The following is a 16,843-nucleotide window of genomic DNA, read 5'->3' as shown; positions in this document are numbered from 1 at the left end:
ATTTTGAAAGATTTTAAGAAGCAAGGTGCAGTCTTGACCCCTGAATTATTTTTTATATTATTTTGCTTTGGAGGAGTGATCCTTATTGCAATCATCACCTTTGTTTTATTATACCGACCCAAACAGAATACAAAAGACTCAAAGACTATTGCTACTTCTCCTGAAGTTATTATCTCTTCGCTAAAATCCTCTTATAGCACACAAGAAGATTTACGGCAAAATATTGACTTGTTTTTCAAACACTATCATTCAATGAGTCCTACAAATATGCAAAAAATAGATTTTTTAAAAGCTGTATGTTTGCATCAAAATACTAATGCTCAAATCATCTTAAGGGTTCAAACAGATCTTACAAGGCTTAACCCTAATATGAAAAATCAAATTAATCAAATTGTAGAAATTCGTGCAGGATTACTCTAATGTCTCAAGAACAAATACAACAAGATATAAAAACCTTTCTTCAAACCCCAAATATGGCACAAGTGATTATGTTAAATGATGATTATACACCTATGGATTTTGTTGTTGAAATTTTAATCCAGATCTTTGATCAAGGTTATAATCAAGCAAATCAGACAATGCTAAGTGTCCATAATAATGGAAGTGGAATTTGTGGAACCTATCCCTATGATATTGCAGAACTAAAGCTCCATCTTGCGGAGCAAAAGGCTAGATCAAATGATTATCCATTGCAATTTACACTCAAAGACTTATAAAGGTCTTCAATGCAAAATCTATTAAGTCCTCATTTCTCAAGCATTATCAACCAAGCTGTTAATATTGCAAGAGAAATGAAGCACAATATCCTAACCATTGAACATATATTTTTGGCTTCTCTACTTGATGATCAGGCAAATAAAATACTTCAAGACTGTGGCTTGGATATCTCATCAACCCAAGAGAATATCACAAACTATCTTTTAAAATATCTTCCTAAAGAAAAATCTCCCAGTAATGCAATTCCACATCAAACTCCAGCGTTACAGAGAGTTTTTATCAATATGGTAAATCATTTTAATAGCTCCAGTCAAAAAAGAATAGAAATCCAAGACTTCTTTATTTTCATTCTACTTGAAGAAAAAAGCTATAGTGCACAAATTCTTGCCACTCTTGATATTACAAAAGTAAAAATACAAGATTCTGTCCATCTTAAAGAACAAAAAGACCCCCTAACACAGTATGCAAAGAATCTCAATGATCTTGCAAGAGATGGAAAGATTGATCCCATAATCGGAAGAGATAAGGAAATATTACGCGTAAGTGAAATTCTTTGTAAGCGAAAAAAAAATAATGCAATCTTAGTAGGTGAAGCAGGTGTTGGAAAAACTGCTATTGCAGAGGGAATTGCACTAAGTATTGTAAATCAAACCTGTGTTGATGCACTAAAAAATTTTGAAGTTTTTAGCCTAGATCTTGTAAGTATGATTGCTGGAAGTAAGTTTAGAGGTGATTTTGAAAAACGCTTAAAATCTGTTTTAGATCAAGCTCATCAAAAAAAGAACATCATACTATTTATTGATGAAATTCATATGTTAATTGGTGCAGGTTCAAGCGGTAATAGCAATATGGATGCTGCAAATATTTTAAAACCCCTTCTAGTAAATGGATCCCTTAAGTGCATTGGAGCTACAACCCATCAAGAGTATAAACACTTTTCTAAAGATAAGGCCTTAAATAGAAGATTTATGAGTGTGGAAGTATTAGAGCCTAGTATTGCTGATTGCTATAAAATTCTCACAAGACTAGCACCTCTTTATGAGAAACACCATAATGTAAGCTATACAAAAGATGCGATTAAAGCTTGTGTGGATCTATCACACTATTACATCAACGATAAATTTTTACCTGATAAAGCCTTAGATTTATTAGATGAAGCAGGCGTGAATCTAAAAAATAGAAAACGCACTATAGGGAAAAAACAAGTCCAAGAAACACTCTCTCGCTTTATCAATATTCCAAAAGAAACTCTAGATTCTGATGAAAAAGTCTCTATTAAGAATCTAGAAAATACCCTTAGGAGAGAAATTTTTTCTCAAGATGAAGCGATTAAAAAAGTTACCACAGTGATAAAAATTAATAAAGCAGGACTTAACACGCCTTATAAACCAATAGGGAGCTTCTTATTTGTAGGTCCTAGTGGCGTTGGAAAGACAGCACTAGCACAAACTATTGCAAAGGCTCTAGGTATCGCCTTTCATCGTATTGATATGAGTGAGTATATGGAACCACATAGTGTCTCAAAACTCATTGGTGCTCCCAGTGGCTATGTTGGATTTGAACAAGGGGGATTGCTTATAGATTTAATCAAAAAATCTCCTCATTGTGTTTTGTTATTAGATGAGCTAGAAAAAGCCCATCATGATATTTTCAACCTCTTTTTGCAAGTAATGGATAATGCAACCTTGAGTGATAATTTAGGCAATAAGGCTGATTTTAAAAATGTAATTCTAATAATGACATCCAATATCGGGAATCAAGAAAGCTTATCGTTAGGATTCCACAATTCCCAAAGCAACAAACAAGATCGTGCAGTTAGGAACTTTTTTTCTCCAGAATTTCAAGGAAGATTGGATGGAATTATTCATTTTAATAGTTTAAACCTACAAGATTATAAAAATATAACAAAAAAATTCATCCATCAATTAAATTTACAACTTCAAGATAAAAATCTTATTCTTGAGATTCAAAGCAATGCTCTAGATTTTATTGCTTCAAAAGCTCTAAATCCTAAATTTGGGGCAAGAGAGATTGAAAAAATCATACAAAATGATATCAAAGCAAAGCTTAGCGAAATTATTTTGTTTGAAAAAATCACCAAAAAGACGGTAATAAAAATTGCTCTAAAAAAAGAGGAAATTTTTCTAAAATACTAGGTCTATTAATTAATCCTAAGCCTTTGGGTTTTTATTTGCAAAATATATTCAAGGAGAATCTTTGTAATAAAGTTTTGCATTTTATCTCAAGCAAATCATCTAAACAAAAGACAGTCTCTCACTTTAAGATTCTATTTTATAAAATTATTGATCTTAATTAATTTTTATTATCTCACTTTTATATAGAATGCTCTCACATATAAAAAAATATCGAGGTTAAAAATGCAAAATTATTATACTTTTTTTCTTATCATTCATCTTTTTTGTGCAATTGTATTTATAGGTTATCTTTTTTTTGATGTTGTAATTTTAGGACTAGCAAAAAAGAAAATACGAAATTTTCAAGAGTTTAAAAGCAAAATTGGCGATATTACTACAAAAATAATGCCCTTTATGATACTAATGCTTTTTATTAGTGGTGGAGCCATGGCAAGTAAATATTTCACTTCCCCTATTGAATCTCTCTTCCAAATTTTACTTCTTATAAAAATAATACTTGCTAGCGGTATTTTGGCTCTTGTTTGTTTTTCACTTACTTGTTATTTTATATTAAAGAAGCCAAACCCTCTTGGTAAGTATATCCACCCTCTTGTATTTACAATTTGTATTATCATTGTTCTTATAGCAAAATTAATGTTCCTATTCTAAGTGCAATAACACAATAGATACAAGAATACAAAACACTCCAAGGATGCCTTTTTTATTTAATCTTTCATTAAAGAGTAGGTATCCTCCACTAATTGTCCCAATAATACCCAAAGCTCCCCAAGTTGCGTAGGCTACACTCAAAGGAATTGTTTTAATTGCAAAAGATAAACAAATAAAGGCTCCAAAAACAACAATAATTGCACTCACACCATAAAATTTATAAGCAAAACCTTGTGATTTTTTAAGCAACAAGTTGGCAATCACATCTAAAATTCCAGCAAGTAAAACAAAGAAAACTCCAATCACGAATGCACTTCCTCGCCAAAATTAATAAGAATAATACCTATTACGCTTAGTATAATCCCAAGTCTTTGATATAAACTTAACATTTCTTCAAAGACAAAAAACCCAACCAAAGAAATCAAAACAATACCCAATGCCTCCCACATTGCATAGGCCACACTTATTGAAATCTTCTTAACTGCCATACCCATAAAATAATAGGATACCCCAATAAATGTCCCCATAAAAGCATAACTAAGATACTTTTCATCCTCAAAAAACTTTAAAGAAGTAGTCCCTACGACTTCTGTAACAATTGCTAAAATCAGAAATATCCAAGCTTTTTTCAATCTAAAATTCTCCAGAAATTTTAGTGCGAATTTTACCATATAACACAAGAGTTTCTTTTACTTCAAATTGTCCATTCCACCCACAATTGAGTTTAAAATCACTTTTATCTTTACCTCTAGTTTTTTATTAAAAATACTAAAGAAGAATTCAGCAATAAAAAAAGCTAACTTCCACAATAAAATTATTCAATAACAACAAATTTTAAAAATCTAACATCAAATAGAATCTCTATTGTTTTAACCTATACAAAATCTCATCCTACCTTCAATACCCCCTCTTTCAATTTATATTTTTAAAGAATTCTCTAAAGAATATTTAAATTATTTTTTACTATTTGTTGTATATCTTCACATTTTTTTTAACATTTTTATAAAAATTTTTATCCATTTTTATAAAAAACTTTATTTTAGTATAGAATATCTTTACTTTACTCAAAAGGAGAAATACGATGCTTTATACATCATTGGCTTTTCTACCAATCTTAGTAATTCTTATCCTTATGATTGGCTTTAGACAATCCTCAAGACTATCTCTTAGCATTGCTCTTATTCTAAGTATTATTCTTGCTCTCTTTGCTTGGGATATGAAATGGGTTGATATTAGTGCTTATGTTCTTTTTGGATTCCTTAAGGCATTTGACATTCTAACGATTATTTTTGGTGCGATTTTGATTTTAAATACTCTCAAATATAGTGGTGGAATGGATGCTATTAATCGTGCTTTTAACAATATCTCAACCGACCGGCGCGTGCAAGTTATAATTATCGGTTGGGCTTTTAGTGCCTTTATTGAGGGAGCAGCTGGATATGGAGCTCCTGCGGCACTTGCTGCTCCTCTTCTAGTGGGACTAGGATTCCCAGCCCTTGCTGCTGCAATGAGTACATTAATTATGAACTCAAGTCCTGTAAGTTTTGGTGCCGTGGGAACTCCAACAAATGGGATTCAAATTACCATTAATTCTCTAGTAGGTTCTGATAAGATTGCTCCATATATGCAAGAAGTCACTGTGATCACTGCCTTCATTCACTCAGTTGCGGCTATGATAATTCCAACCCTTGTAGTTTTTCTACTGGTAAGAATCTTTGGTAAGAACAAAAATTTTAAAGATGCCTTACCTATACTGCCTTTTTCACTCTTTGCGTCTGTTGTGTTTGTAATTCCCTATCTTCTGATTGCAAAATATGGTGGATTTGAAATTCCATCTCTTATAGGAGGTTTGGTAAGTCTTGGAATTTTAGTTTTAAGTGCAAAGGTTGGTTTTCTTACACCAAAACAATCTTGGGACTTTGATACAAAAGATAGATGGCCAGAGTATTGGATTGGATCTGTTAAAGATAATGTTTCGCTAGGCACTAAGAAAATTAATATCCTTCTTGCTTGGATACCCTATCTTCTCATTAGTCTTATCCTTGTGCTTACTAGAATCCCAGAGCTTGGACTAAAGGATTACTTTAGCTCATTAAGAGTTTCATTTCCTGAGATCTTTGGTGTAACAAACACTGCTTATAGTTTTGTCTATGGTTATTTACCTGGGATTGTTCCTTTTATTCCTGTTGCTATTTTGACAATCTTTTTACACAAGATGAATTTTAGTGAAGTCAAACTAGCTTGGTCATCTACGCTTAAGCAGGTAAGCTTAGCTATCATTCCTCTCTTTGCTGGAGTAGCAATTGTTCAGCTTATCATTAATACAGGGAATAATCCTAAAGATCTTGATTCTATGTTGCGACTGATGGCAAAATTCTTTGCAGACACTTCAGGGCATTTTTATTTTATTGTCTCTCCTCTTATTGGAGTTCTTGGAGCATTTTTTTCTGGTTCTAATACTGTCTCCAACTTTCTTTTTGCTCCGCTACAATTTGAAGCTGCCTCACTTGTAGGATTAAAAACTCAAGTAATTATGGCTCTGCAAAATATCGGAGGAGCTGCTGGAAATATGATTTGTATCAATAATATCGTGGCAGTCTGTGCAACAGTTGGATTGATTAATAAAGGGGAACATCGTTTGCTCACTTATAATATTCTACCTTGCTTCCTTTATTGTATTATTGCAATTACTGTAGCAATCTTCTTGCTCTAAAAATCATAAAGGAGAATAGAAATGAAGGTCTATTTTTTTGGCACCTGTCTTGGAAGTATGGCTTACTCCAAGGCACTTGTAAGCTCTATCAAACTTCTGCAACATTTTGGGGCAGAAGTTATTTATAAAAAAGATCAAAGTTGTTGTGGGCAACCAAGCTTTAATTCAGGCTATTATAAAGAAACTCGCCAGGTAGTTCTTGCTAATGTCAAGCTTTTTGATAAGCCCTACCCTATCGTTGTCCCATCAGGATCTTGTGCTGGGATGATGATGCACGATTATATAGAGCTTTTTAAAGATACCCCTTATCAATCTCAAATACAAGATTTTAGTTCGCGTGTTTATGAACTTAGTGATTTTTTACTCAATCAGTTAAATGCCAGTCTTTCTGACAAAGGGCATAAAACTACTGCAACCTGGCATTCCAATTGCCATGCTCTTAGGGTAGCAAAGTGCGTAGATTCCTCAAAAACCCTTATAAGGATGCTAGATAATGTGGATTTAGTTGAATTAGAGAAAGAAGAGGAATGTTGTGGTTTTGGAGGGACTTTTAGTATTAAAGAGCCCGAAATCTCAAAAGCAATGGTTGAAAGAAAAATAGATGATATTCTTAGCCGCAATGTGGAATATATTATCAGTGGTGATGGGGGTTGTTTGCTTAATATTAGTGGAGCAATGAAAAAAATGGGTTGTGATGTCAAACCTATGCATCTTTATGAATTCCTAGCACAACGCATTGGCATAGAATAAGGAGAAGATAATGAAAACAAGCGATCTTATTTCAGAAAAACTCAATGATACCCAACTTAGAAAAAATCTTCATTTTGCAATGGATATGCTCCAAACTAACCGCAAAAAGCTGATTAAAGATCGATATAGAGATTGGGAGACTTTGAGGGAAGAGGGGCGCAAAGTCAAGCAAAACACACTCTCAAGGCTTCCAGAATTATTAGAAAAATTTGAAGCAAATGCTACAAAAAATGGAATGCAAGTCCATTGGGCAAGCAATGCAGAAGAAGCTAATGAAATTATTTTTAATCTTGCTAAAAAAAATAACATCACAAAGATTCTCAAAGGCAAGTCTATGGCAAGTGAAGAGATTCATCTAAATGCCTATCTTAAAAAAAGAGGAGTTCAAGCCCTAGAAACAGATCTTGGAGAAATTATTATCCAACTTATTGATGAACCCCCTGTGCATATTGTTGTTCCCGCTATCCATAAGAATCGCTATGAAATTGGAAAAATTTTTGAAGAACACCTTAAGGTAGAAAGATACAGCAAGCCAGAAGACTTAAATTCTGTGGCACGCACATATCTGCGTAAAGAATTTCAAGAATTTAAAATGGGAATTACTGGTGTAAATTTTGCGATTGCTCAAGATGGTGCAATATGGCTTCTTGAAAATGAGGGGAATGGAAGAATGAGCACAACAGCTTCTGATATCCATGTTGCAATTTGTGGAATTGAAAAAATTGTTGAAAGTTTTGATGATGCCATAATCCTGGACACTCTATTGGTTCCATCTGCTACAGGTCAAAGCATAACTTGCTATAACAATATCATTACTTCACCTAGAAAAGAAGGGGATCTTGATGGTCCAAAGGAAGTGCATATCATTTTATTGGACCATCATAGGAGTGATATTCTCTCACATAAACACTATTCCAAGGCCTTAAGTTGTATTAGATGTGGTACTTGTATGAATCATTGTCCTGTGTATGATAAGGTTGGAGGACACGCATATGGAGCGACTTATCCTGGACCAATTGGGGAAGTAATTTCACCTCAAATTTTTGGGATTGATACTTATGGGTATATCTTAAATTTATGTTCACTTTGTGGAAGATGCTCTGAAGTTTGTCCCGTTAAAATTCCTTTAGCTGAAATGATTAGAGACTTAAGAAGCGAAAAAGTAGGACAGGGAAGCAATGCAAATATTCTTGGCATCTCACGAGTAAAACCTAAAATAGCCGAAAAGATTGGGTTTAAAATTTTTGCCTTTTTGGCTTCAAAGCCTTGGGCTTGGAGATTGATGCTTTGGAATGTGCGTCTCTTTGGATCTCTTGGAAAACCATTTGCTTCAATGATTCCAATGCTTAAACAATGGACTTCTTGCAGATCCTATCCTGATCTTGATGCCAGCTTTCAACCCCAAAATATAAAAGGAGTGATCTATGAGTAAAGCAAAAATATTACAAAGTATTTCTCAAGCTCTTATCCAAAATCCACTTCAAAACGAACAAGCAATATATCAAGATATTATAATTCCCCAAGAGCAGGACAAAATTAAAGAGTATAAGCGTTTGCAAGAAGCCAATAAAGCAGAAGTCTTTGATATACAAAAAGATGAAATTTCACAAATATTAAATGAAATTTTTCAAAGAGAAAATATCTCTCAAACTCTAATTTCTGCAAGCTTGCAAAAAGAGATAGATATTTCTATCCCTACTTTGGTTTATGATACACCAATGGAGATAATTAAAGACAAACTTTTTAGTATTGAGTGTGGAATCTTACAGGCAGATTATGGAATATCCAACCTTGGAGTAATTACTTTGACTTCAAATCATAATCAACCACGACTTCTTTCACTCATTACTAAGCACTGCATTATTCTTTTAGAAAAAAATAAAATTTTGAGTAATCTCTCTGAAGCAATCACTGCAATCAAGAGAAACTATCCTGATGTTCTACCTAGCAACATTTTATTTATTGCTGGTCCATCAAGAACTGCAGATATCGAACTTCAAGTTGTATTTGGGGTTCATGGTCCCCAAAAAGTATATGTTCTTCTCTACTAATGCTTAGATATTTTTGAAATAAAATAGAAACAAAAAATGGGGGGGGGGGTACCCCCTTAAGCTTCCCTCTTGTAAGAACCTTTTAAATTTTAGTTTCTAAATCTATTATTACTCACTTTGCAATTCTTTTTCTTAGTGTAAATCTAATTTATGTAAATTATGATAAAAATTAGAAAGAAATTATTTTAAGAACCATTGTATAAATAAAAACTCGATATAGCCACTTTAAATGACATTTAAGATTTTTTATTCTAAGAACTAGAGTTAAATCAAACCTAGATACGACCTTAAGAACTTTAACCAAGAGCTTAGAATCTAAAATTTTAAAAAGATTAAAAATTATCTCATCAGTTCATTTAACAATAAGAAAGTTATATAAAAACATTAAAAATTTAAGGAAATTCTCAAAAAATTAGAACCTAATATTTACTATTTTAGAAGTAAAATAAACTAATTTAATCTCTAGATTAGATTTTTTTAGTCCAAAGTGTCAGGATTTTTTAATTAATAAAAGAGTCACAGATATTTGAGAGTTAAGATAAAGTAAAGGCTATTAGAGGTTGTTTTAGTTGGAAATTTTCCCTCTCTTGCCACCACTTGATATGCTTTTCATTCATTTTTTTTCGGGGTTTTATAAAAATCCTCTTCTGAAATATCTTAAAAAGACGAAGATGTACTTTTTTGAAAGTTTTGAGTATATCTTAATAACCAACTCCTTTATATAACGATGCGATCAAGTGGTGGTAGGAGAGGGAAAAAAGTTAAGTAAAAATTAAGAGAGTTCTATCAATTGTCAAAATCCTAAAACTCCAATACTCAACAAACTCTATTTTTTTGACCTTGTTTTAAGACAAAACACATTAATATGCAGGCAGACAAGATCATCAATAAGCTTAGAATTTGTCCCATACTTAGACCAAAAACATAAGTTCCTATCTGCTCATCTGGCTCCCTAAAATATTCTGAAATAAATCTAGCAATTGAGTAAGCAATCCCATAAACTGCGATTAAAATACCCTTGATTCTGACTTTCTTATAAACAAAAAACACTACTAAAAAAACTACAAATCCTTCAAGAAAGGCTTCAATCAATTGGCTAGGATAACGCAACTCTCCCTGCACTAAAATACCAATACTTTTACCAAATCCATCACTTTGCACTACTCTACCAAAAAGCTCTTGATTTAAAAAATTGCCAATGCGTCCAAAAATATAACCTAAAGGAATACTCAAAGCCATCAAATCCATTAATAGAAAAAAATTCTTTTTCTTATAGATTGCAAATAAATAAGTAGCAATCAAAAATCCAACCACACCTCCATGATAGCTCATCCCTCTAATTCCAATAAACTCTCCATTATCATTAAAGGGATTAAAGATTTGCCAAGGGTGGGCTAGATATTCTATTTTTAAAGGATCATAGATTAAAATATATCCTATCCTAGCTCCCAATATGATTCCAACTTCTGCCCATATGAAGTAATAATCCAAAGTTACATTATCAAGATTAAAATATTTCCGATCTTTTTTTAGAAAATACCTTGCAAGATATAACACAACAAATAAGGCAAAAGCATATGCGATTCCATACCAATGAATAGGATATCCAAATACTTCAAAAGCTATAGGATTAAAATGATAATAAACTTCATTCCATCGATTCATCGTAACTCTCTAACCATAACTTTAAATTTCTCACTCAGTCCTAATTTTTCAAAAAATTTAAAAATTCTAATATCATTTGTGTGGATACTAATATCCCAAGAATCAAACTCCTTGAGTTTTAAAAAATATCCGATTGCGCAAAATTCCAAAGGATAAGCTTGATTTAAGAAAAAGCAAATCGGCTCCTCCTTGTTATATCTTTCTAATAAATCCTTTAAATCTGCCTTAAATTCCAAAAACTCGTCATAGTCTTTTATTCTTCCATTCAAAATTAAACAATCACTAAGCTCTTTTGAGACTTCAACCCGCATTAGTTTGCCTCAAATTCTTTTGGTAATGGTGCATAAAATTCATAATCAAAAATTTTTATCTTACTTGAGTGTAACATCATACGACTTGCTTCAATCCCACCATAAAACCTATCTCCTACAATACTATGTCCAATACTTCTAAGATGAACGCGGATTTGATGCGTCCTACCAGTTTTTATAATTGCTCTAACCAGTGTTTTTTTACCAAAAATACTTACAGGTTTTATCTGTGTGAGGGCAGGAAGTCCATCTTTACTAATTTTACTTTTTGCATAACCATTTTTTAGTGTCAAAATAGGTTTATCAATTGTCATTTCCTCACTAATAAAGCCACTTACCAATGCAAAATATTCTTTATAAACTTTTTGTTCTCTAAACTCTTGTTTTGCCTTTTTATGAAAAAGACTATCTTCTTTTACAAGCAAAATCACTCCGCTTGTCTCTTGATCTAAGCGATGTAGCAATACCCAATCTCTAAAATAACTTGCTAGTTCATAGCTCTCAACAAAAGCAGGCTTATTAAGAGCTAATATATTCTTATCTTCAAAAATCACTTGGGGTTTTTTTATCTTCTGTATTTCAAAAATTGTGCCCATGGGAAAATCTGCCCTTGCAAGTAAAACTTTTTTTCCTTTAAAACTCACAAGACCCCTATCAATTAATTCCTTTGCTTTTTTATTAGAGATTCCCTCCTGAATGCTTAAAATTTTATAAGCTTTATCATTCATATAATCTCTCCTAGAAGTGTGTCAAGTTTTTGATTTTGATTTTTTATTGCAGTTTGTGGGAGTTCTTCATAATTTAGAAGTTTTTGCGTTAAATCCGAGACATCTTGCACAAAAGTATATCCCTCGATACAATCAAAAAGTGCATATTGATTGAAAATATAAGGACCACTTAAAAGTTTAACACCAAAATAGGCAGGTTCCAATGGGTTATGTCCTCCAACTTTTACAAAGCTTCCACATAAAACCACAATATCAGCAATTGCATAAATATTATTTAATTCTCCTAAAACATCAAGCAATAAAACATCATTCTCTTCTTTTATCCCATCTTTGGATATTCTAGATGCCCTTAACCCATCAAGCATTTTAAAAACATCATCAAATCTTTCAGGATGGCGTGGCGCAATGATAAGTAGGGATTGTGGGTATTTCTTTTTAAAGTCTAAGAAAGCCTTCAAAACAAGCTTTTCTTCCTCCATATGAGTGCTTCCTGCTACAATCACTAATTTTTTTGGCTTTTTATATTCTTTTGTAACTGCAATGGGTGTAAAAATTTTTAAGTTGCCAAAAACTTCAATATTTTTTGCACCTATTGCATCCAACCTCAAATAATCCACTTTCCCCTGCGCAAAAACCCTATCAATATATAAAAACACTCTAGAGTAATAGAATCTAAAATATAAGTAACTCCTATAAGATCGATCTGAGATTCTTGCGTTAATCAAAAGTGTTTTAGCTCCCAAGGCTTTAGAAACAAAAAACAGCATAAACCAAAGCTCTGATTCTGTTACTACAAGAGTTTTTAAATTTATAAGATATTTCTTCCATAAAGGTAAAAATATCTCAAAAGGCAAATATAAGACTTGTATATTCTTTGTATCTTCAAATGCTCTTGTAGCAAGGTTATGACCCGTTTGTGTAGTTGTAGTAAGTAAAATCTGTTTCCCCTGTTTTGAGAGCTCCCTCAAAACGACTTCTAGAGATCTAACCTCTCCAAAAGAACAGGCATGAAACCAAATTTCTGTGTTATTTAAGGGTTTTTTTTGGCAATAAAAGAATCTGGCCCTGAGGGATTGTTTGTATTTTTGCTTAAACATTAAAATACAAACAATGGGCGATAATAGGCAGTAAATAATTCCTAAAAATAAAAGATAGAAGAATTCAAAAAATCTCAACTCTAGCTTTCAATATAAAGAATTCTTCCACAATGTGGGCAAGTAACAATATCATTGCTTTGTTTTATCTCTGCAAACACTCTATCATTGATTTTAATAAAGCAACCACCACAAGCTTGTTTTTTTACTAAAACTACACTGGTATTTTTAGCCCACTTTCTAATCTTTTCATAGAATACCGCAAGCTTTTGATCTAGCATCTCATACATACTCTGTTTTTTATGAAAGAGTGCCTCTTGCTCTTTTTTGATTACATCAATTTCTTTAGAAATACTAATTTCTTCTTGCTTGATTTCTTCATCAAGCTCCTTGTTTTGAACCTCTAATCCCAACAAAGCCTCATCTTTTAGCTGGATGTCTTTTTGTAAAACTTCGATATCTTGATTTGCTTTTGTTAGTTGCTCTTTTGCAAGCTCTTCTTCAATATTTAAAGCCTTTAGTTCTCTTTCTGATTTTACTTCGTGATGTTTTTTAGCAATATGCTCTAGATGAATCCCTGTTTCCTCAATTAAGTTATTGGTGCTTCTAATTTTTAGATTTATTTCTTCTTTTTGTGCCTGCAAGTCTTGAATTTGCTGTTCTCTTGAGGCCTTTTCTCTTAGCATCCTATCAAGCTTTGCTCTTTTTTCTAAAATTTTTGGTTCTAATGCATCAATCTCTTTATCTAAGTTTGCTACTTCAATAAGCTGCTGTAGATGTTTATTCATTATTTCTACCTTTATATGTAAGTAAATGGATTTTTAGGATTTGTAATTATAGCCTTATATCCTTGTTTTTGCAAAATTCTTTGTAGAATTTCTCCAAAGACAATTTCACTCTCATAATGTGTAATATCAATTGTGCTAACTCCTAAAGCCTTTGCAATCATTGCATCATGATATTTCACATCTCCTGTTAGAAAACATAATTCTTCCTTATTTTTGATTTTTGAGAAGAGAGAAAAACCCGAACCACAAACAACTGCAACTCTTGAAATTTTATTCCCTGCATCACAAAATCTTATATGAGGTAATCTTAAAGATTGTTTTATGTTTAGGGTTAATTCTTTTAATGTCATAGTCTGCAACTGCGCATATACAATACCATTTTCATCTTGATTGGCATCCCTAAATCCCAAAATCTCTTTTGCGACATGAATATTAAGATGGGATACATCAAAACTTGTATGCATTGCAATAAGAGCACATTCTTTTTGAATAATTTTCCTAATAAATAAGCTTGGATAAGATCTAAAATCCAACATCCTTAGTCCTTTAAAAATCAAGGGATGATGTACAATTAATAAGCTTTTTGGTTTTAGATTCTCCACCACCCAATCATCCACCTCTAGTGCCAATACAATTTCTTCTATTTCATCTTCAAGACTTCCAATTTGCAACCCTCCATTATCCCATTCCTCCTGCTTTTCAAAGGGTGAAACACTCTGTAAAAAATCATAAATTTCTCTTACTCTCATCCACATACCTCAACATTACTAAAAATTACTCTTACCTCTTTATAAAAAAAAATCAAAAATATTTTAAATGATTAAAAGGTATTTTAATCAAATATAAATTATAATACACGACTTTTTCTAGTTCTTCCCATTAGTTTAGTATTTTTAACTCAAGGATGTCCTATGCAATTCTTAGATAGATATTTTAAAATCACACAAAGCGGAAGTAGTATAAAGACTGAAGCTATAGCAGGTTTTACAACCTTTTTATCAATGCTTTATATTGTTCCTGTAGCCTCTTCTGTTCTCTCAGATTCAGGTATGCCCAAAGAAGCTCTAATCACTGCTGTTACTCTTGCTACTATTATTGCAACACTTCTAAGTGGAATCATAGCTAAGGTTCCTGTGGCAATGAGTGTTGGAATGGGATTAAATGCATATTTTTCCTATGGAATGGTAAAGGGAATGGGTTTATCTTGGGAACAAGCCCTTGGAGCTGTTTTTCTCTCTGGTGTGATCTTTTTAATTGTTTCTTTGACAAAACTACGAACTTGGTTGATTAAAAATATTCCTTCTGGTTTGAGATTTGCTCTTGCCGGTGGTCTTGGTGCTTTTATCTGCGCAATTGGACTCAGATCTCTTGGCATTATTCAAATATCTCCCATTGGATTACCCGAATTAGGGAATCTAAATTCTCCAAAAATTTGGATTGGTTTATTTGGGATTATGATTATTTTATTTCTAAGTGCTAAAAATATTTATGCTTCATTTTTGATTGGAATTGTTTCTTGCTCTGTCTTAGGTTATTTTTTTAATCTTACTTCTTTGCCTCAAAGTATTTTTTCAATTCCCGCTTCTATTGCACCAATAGCCCTTAAAATGGACTTTATGGGTATCTTAAGTGTAGCGCTGATACCTACAATCATCTCGCTACTCATTCTAGATTTATTTGATTCCCTAGGCACACTTGCAGGTGTTGGGGCTAAAATTGGACTTTTTCAAAATAAGGATAACAAAGGCGATAAGACACTAGAGAGAACTCTTGGTGTTGATGCTGCTGCGACAGTTGTAGGTGCAAGTCTTGGTGTATCCACCACAACAAGTTTTTTAGAAAGTGCTAGTGGCGTGAGTGAGGGAGGAAGAACGGGTCTAACTTCTGTATTTTGCGCACTCTTTTTTGCACTAAGCTTATTCTTATTTCCACTTTTTGCTTCCATACCTGATTTTGCAATCTATCCTGCATTGGTAGTTGTGGGTGCATTGATGTTTTTAGAGATCAAAAATATTGATTTTTCTGATTTACCCGTGGGTATTAGTGCGTTTTTTGCAATTATTTTAATGCCCCTAACTTACTCTATTGCAAATGGTTTGGCTGGAGGATTTCTAACATATATTATCACTTCGCTTGCACTCAAGCAATACCATCGCTTAAACTTTGGAGTAATTTTTTTAGGAATCTTGAGTATATTGCCAATTGTTGTAAATGGAATCTTTTTAAAAGCATAGGTCTCTTCTCCTATGCTCTAATTTATTCATCAATCTCAATCTCTAAAATTTGTTAGAATCTGCCTATGGAACTTATAGCACCAAAATTAATAGCCATTTTAGGATCTAGTGGGAGTGGCAAGAGTGATCTTGCAATCTCACTTGCAAAAGAGCTTGATGCAGAAATTTTTTCTTTAGATTCTTTGAGTATTTATAAAGAGATCGATATTTTATCTGCAAAACCAAGTTTAAAGGATAGAACAGAGATCACACATTATGGTGTTGATCGATTAGAAATCTTTGAAGAAAACAATGCTACTATTTTTAAGAATCTTCTTTTAGAAGCAATCAAAGAAACTCAAAAAAAAATTTTATTGATTGTAGGTGGAAGTAGTTTTTATCTCAAAGCCATCATTCAGGGACTAAGTCCATTGCCTCCAATCTCTCAAGAGATTAAAAATCAAATTTCTTGCCTTAAAAATCCTTATAAGACCTTGCTAGAAAAAGATGAATTTTTTGCTAAAAACATAAAACCTCAAGATAGTTATAGAATCCAAAAAGGCTTGGAAATACTTTTTAGCACAAATACTCCCCCATCTCAATATTTTAAAGATAACCCTCCCTTGCCATTTCCCTATCCTATTGACATTTTTTGTATTGATATAAATCGGGAAGTTTTGCGACAAAGAATTATCAAGCGCACAGAAGAAATGCTTCTTAATGGAGGTATTTTAGAAATGGAAAATTTGTTGAAAAAATATAAAAAAACCTCTCAACCTTTTAAAGCAATAGGCCCAAAAGAATGCATAGATTTTTTAGAAAATAAAATAAACTTGGAATGTCTAAAGGAGCAAATTATCAATCATACAATGCAACTTGCAAAACGTCAAAAAACCTTTAATAAAAATCAGTTTAAGGAGATTAAATTTTTATCAAAAGATCTTTTGTTTGATGAGATTCTAAGGCTTTATCAGGCATAATGCAATAAATTTTACTCAAGGATGAATGG

The 16,843-nt window shown here is 32.5% G+C and carries 18 protein-coding genes; 10 read left to right on the top strand and 8 right to left on the bottom strand.

The window, feature by feature from the left end:
- Nucleotides 1–33 precede the first annotated feature (33 nt).
- The 4 genes from C6H31_RS06320 to C6H31_RS06305 all read left to right on the top strand — a co-directional run bounded on the left by C6H31_RS06320 (nucleotide 34) and on the right by C6H31_RS06305 (nucleotide 3,521).
- The gene (locus tag C6H31_RS06320) at nucleotides 34–420 is read left to right on the top strand and encodes a hypothetical protein (RefSeq protein WP_104697971.1); all 387 of its coding nucleotides are present in this window, start codon (nucleotides 34–36) and stop codon (nucleotides 418–420) included.
- Entirely contained in the window at nucleotides 420–716 is a 297-nt protein-coding gene (locus C6H31_RS06315) for an ATP-dependent Clp protease adaptor ClpS (protein WP_104697970.1), read from the top strand. Before C6H31_RS06320 ends, C6H31_RS06315 begins: the two co-directional genes overlap by 1 nt.
- Before the next feature lie 9 nt (nucleotides 717–725).
- Nucleotides 726–2,873, top strand: a complete 2,148-nt coding sequence (locus C6H31_RS06310) for an AAA family ATPase (RefSeq protein WP_104697969.1) — start codon at nucleotides 726–728, stop codon at nucleotides 2,871–2,873.
- A gap of 222 nt (nucleotides 2,874–3,095) precedes the next feature.
- On the top strand, nucleotides 3,096–3,521 hold the full coding sequence (locus tag C6H31_RS06305) for a hypothetical protein (RefSeq protein ID WP_104697968.1): 426 nt from the start codon (nucleotides 3,096–3,098) through the stop codon (nucleotides 3,519–3,521).
- Here C6H31_RS06305 and C6H31_RS06300 read toward each other — a convergent pair.
- Together C6H31_RS06300 and C6H31_RS06295 are read right to left on the bottom strand one after the other, a co-directional pair.
- Nucleotides 3,513–3,824, bottom strand: coding sequence for an SMR family transporter (locus tag C6H31_RS06300; protein WP_104698006.1), 312 nt, complete (start codon nucleotides 3,822–3,824; stop codon nucleotides 3,513–3,515). The two genes, C6H31_RS06305 and C6H31_RS06300, sit on opposite strands and share 9 nt — an antisense overlap.
- Complete coding sequence (locus C6H31_RS06295; RefSeq protein WP_233709976.1) at nucleotides 3,824–4,153, bottom strand: DMT family transporter; 330 nt, start codon at nucleotides 4,151–4,153, stop codon at nucleotides 3,824–3,826. Before C6H31_RS06295 ends, C6H31_RS06300 begins: the two co-directional genes overlap by 1 nt.
- A gap of 449 nt (nucleotides 4,154–4,602) precedes the next feature.
- On the opposite strand from C6H31_RS06295, the gene C6H31_RS06290 reads away from it, so the two are divergent.
- The 4 genes from C6H31_RS06290 to C6H31_RS06280 are packed head-to-tail and all read left to right on the top strand — an operon-like array spanning nucleotide 4,603 to nucleotide 9,035.
- Nucleotides 4,603–6,234, top strand: a complete 1,632-nt coding sequence (locus tag C6H31_RS06290; protein WP_199768136.1) for an L-lactate permease — start codon at nucleotides 4,603–4,605, stop codon at nucleotides 6,232–6,234.
- A 21-nt stretch (nucleotides 6,235–6,255) separates the two neighbouring features.
- Entirely contained in the window at nucleotides 6,256–6,984 is a 729-nt protein-coding gene (locus C6H31_RS07030; protein ID WP_199768135.1) for a (Fe-S)-binding protein, read from the top strand.
- Nucleotides 6,985–6,994: 10 nt separating this feature from the next.
- The gene (locus tag C6H31_RS06285; RefSeq protein ID WP_104697966.1) at nucleotides 6,995–8,416 is read left to right on the top strand and encodes a LutB/LldF family L-lactate oxidation iron-sulfur protein; all 1,422 of its coding nucleotides are present in this window, start codon (nucleotides 6,995–6,997) and stop codon (nucleotides 8,414–8,416) included.
- Nucleotides 8,409–9,035 carry a LutC/YkgG family protein gene (locus tag C6H31_RS06280; RefSeq protein ID WP_104697965.1) on the top strand — a complete coding sequence of 209 codons (627 nt, stop codon included), beginning with the start codon at nucleotides 8,409–8,411 and terminating at the stop codon, nucleotides 9,033–9,035. Before C6H31_RS06285 ends, C6H31_RS06280 begins: the two co-directional genes overlap by 8 nt.
- A gap of 816 nt (nucleotides 9,036–9,851) precedes the next feature.
- On the opposite strand, the gene lgt is transcribed toward C6H31_RS06280, so the two are convergent.
- Genes lgt through C6H31_RS06250 form a run of 6 tightly spaced genes read right to left on the bottom strand, consistent with a single transcriptional unit; the run spans nucleotide 9,852 to nucleotide 14,370 of the window.
- The gene (lgt, locus tag C6H31_RS06275) at nucleotides 9,852–10,700 is read right to left on the bottom strand and encodes a prolipoprotein diacylglyceryl transferase (RefSeq protein WP_104697964.1); all 849 of its coding nucleotides are present in this window, start codon (nucleotides 10,698–10,700) and stop codon (nucleotides 9,852–9,854) included.
- Entirely contained in the window at nucleotides 10,697–11,011 is a 315-nt protein-coding gene (locus C6H31_RS06270; RefSeq protein ID WP_104697963.1) for a hypothetical protein, read from the bottom strand. The genes lgt and C6H31_RS06270 overlap by 4 nt, the downstream gene beginning before the upstream one ends.
- Nucleotides 11,011–11,739 carry an RluA family pseudouridine synthase gene (locus C6H31_RS06265; protein WP_104697962.1) on the bottom strand — a complete coding sequence of 243 codons (729 nt, stop codon included), beginning with the start codon at nucleotides 11,737–11,739 and terminating at the stop codon, nucleotides 11,011–11,013. Before C6H31_RS06265 ends, C6H31_RS06270 begins: the two co-directional genes overlap by 1 nt.
- Nucleotides 11,736–12,914 (bottom strand): lipid IV(A) 3-deoxy-D-manno-octulosonic acid transferase, encoded by a 1,179-nt coding sequence (gene waaA, locus C6H31_RS06260; protein ID WP_104697961.1) that lies wholly within the window; start codon nucleotides 12,912–12,914, stop codon nucleotides 11,736–11,738. Before waaA ends, C6H31_RS06265 begins: the two co-directional genes overlap by 4 nt.
- Before the next feature lie 2 nt (nucleotides 12,915–12,916).
- Nucleotides 12,917–13,621, bottom strand: coding sequence for a zinc ribbon domain-containing protein (locus tag C6H31_RS06255; RefSeq protein ID WP_104697960.1), 705 nt, complete (start codon nucleotides 13,619–13,621; stop codon nucleotides 12,917–12,919).
- 11 nt (nucleotides 13,622–13,632) lie between these two features.
- Nucleotides 13,633–14,370 (bottom strand): Nif3-like dinuclear metal center hexameric protein, encoded by a 738-nt coding sequence (locus C6H31_RS06250; RefSeq protein WP_104697959.1) that lies wholly within the window; start codon nucleotides 14,368–14,370, stop codon nucleotides 13,633–13,635.
- Nucleotides 14,371–14,532: 162 nt separating this feature from the next.
- Between C6H31_RS06250 and C6H31_RS06245 the strand changes: the two genes are divergently transcribed.
- Nucleotides 14,533–15,855 carry an NCS2 family permease gene (locus tag C6H31_RS06245; RefSeq protein WP_104697958.1) on the top strand — a complete coding sequence of 441 codons (1,323 nt, stop codon included), beginning with the start codon at nucleotides 14,533–14,535 and terminating at the stop codon, nucleotides 15,853–15,855.
- Between the two features lie 65 nt (nucleotides 15,856–15,920).
- Nucleotides 15,921–16,814 (top strand): tRNA (adenosine(37)-N6)-dimethylallyltransferase MiaA, encoded by an 894-nt coding sequence (miaA, locus tag C6H31_RS06240; RefSeq protein WP_233709975.1) that lies wholly within the window; start codon nucleotides 15,921–15,923, stop codon nucleotides 16,812–16,814.
- Nucleotides 16,815–16,843 lie beyond the last annotated feature (29 nt).

This window comes from Helicobacter sp. 'house sparrow 1', assembly GCF_900199585.1.
Lineage (GTDB): Bacteria > Campylobacterota > Campylobacteria > Campylobacterales > Helicobacteraceae > Helicobacter_H.
Note: the sequence above shows the minus strand (reverse complement) of the source record. Positions and strands in the feature narration are given on the sequence as shown.

What these genes read in the sequence shown, in the direction of transcription:
- C6H31_RS06315 (WP_104697970.1), top strand. Translation starts at nt 420, where the DNA reads ATGTCTCAAGAACAAATACAACAAGATATAAAAACCTTTCTTCAAACC.
- C6H31_RS06310 (WP_104697969.1), top strand. Translation starts at nt 726, where the DNA reads ATGCAAAATCTATTAAGTCCTCATTTCTCAAGCATTATCAACCAAGCT.
- C6H31_RS06305 (WP_104697968.1), top strand. Translation starts at nt 3,096, where the DNA reads ATGCAAAATTATTATACTTTTTTTCTTATCATTCATCTTTTTTGTGCA.
- C6H31_RS06290 (WP_199768136.1), top strand. Translation starts at nt 4,603, where the DNA reads ATGCTTTATACATCATTGGCTTTTCTACCAATCTTAGTAATTCTTATC.
- C6H31_RS07030 (WP_199768135.1), top strand. Translation starts at nt 6,256, where the DNA reads ATGAAGGTCTATTTTTTTGGCACCTGTCTTGGAAGTATGGCTTACTCC.
- C6H31_RS06285 (WP_104697966.1), top strand. Translation starts at nt 6,995, where the DNA reads ATGAAAACAAGCGATCTTATTTCAGAAAAACTCAATGATACCCAACTT.
- C6H31_RS06280 (WP_104697965.1), top strand. Translation starts at nt 8,409, where the DNA reads ATGAGTAAAGCAAAAATATTACAAAGTATTTCTCAAGCTCTTATCCAA.
- lgt (WP_104697964.1), bottom strand. Translation starts at nt 10,700, where the DNA reads ATGAATCGATGGAATGAAGTTTATTATCATTTTAATCCTATAGCTTTT.
- C6H31_RS06270 (WP_104697963.1), bottom strand. Translation starts at nt 11,011, where the DNA reads ATGCGGGTTGAAGTCTCAAAAGAGCTTAGTGATTGTTTAATTTTGAAT.
- C6H31_RS06265 (WP_104697962.1), bottom strand. Translation starts at nt 11,739, where the DNA reads ATGAATGATAAAGCTTATAAAATTTTAAGCATTCAGGAGGGAATCTCT.
- C6H31_RS06255 (WP_104697960.1), bottom strand. Translation starts at nt 13,621, where the DNA reads ATGAATAAACATCTACAGCAGCTTATTGAAGTAGCAAACTTAGATAAA.
- C6H31_RS06250 (WP_104697959.1), bottom strand. Translation starts at nt 14,370, where the DNA reads ATGAGAGTAAGAGAAATTTATGATTTTTTACAGAGTGTTTCACCCTTT.
- C6H31_RS06245 (WP_104697958.1), top strand. Translation starts at nt 14,533, where the DNA reads ATGCAATTCTTAGATAGATATTTTAAAATCACACAAAGCGGAAGTAGT.
- miaA (WP_233709975.1), top strand. Translation starts at nt 15,921, where the DNA reads ATGGAACTTATAGCACCAAAATTAATAGCCATTTTAGGATCTAGTGGG.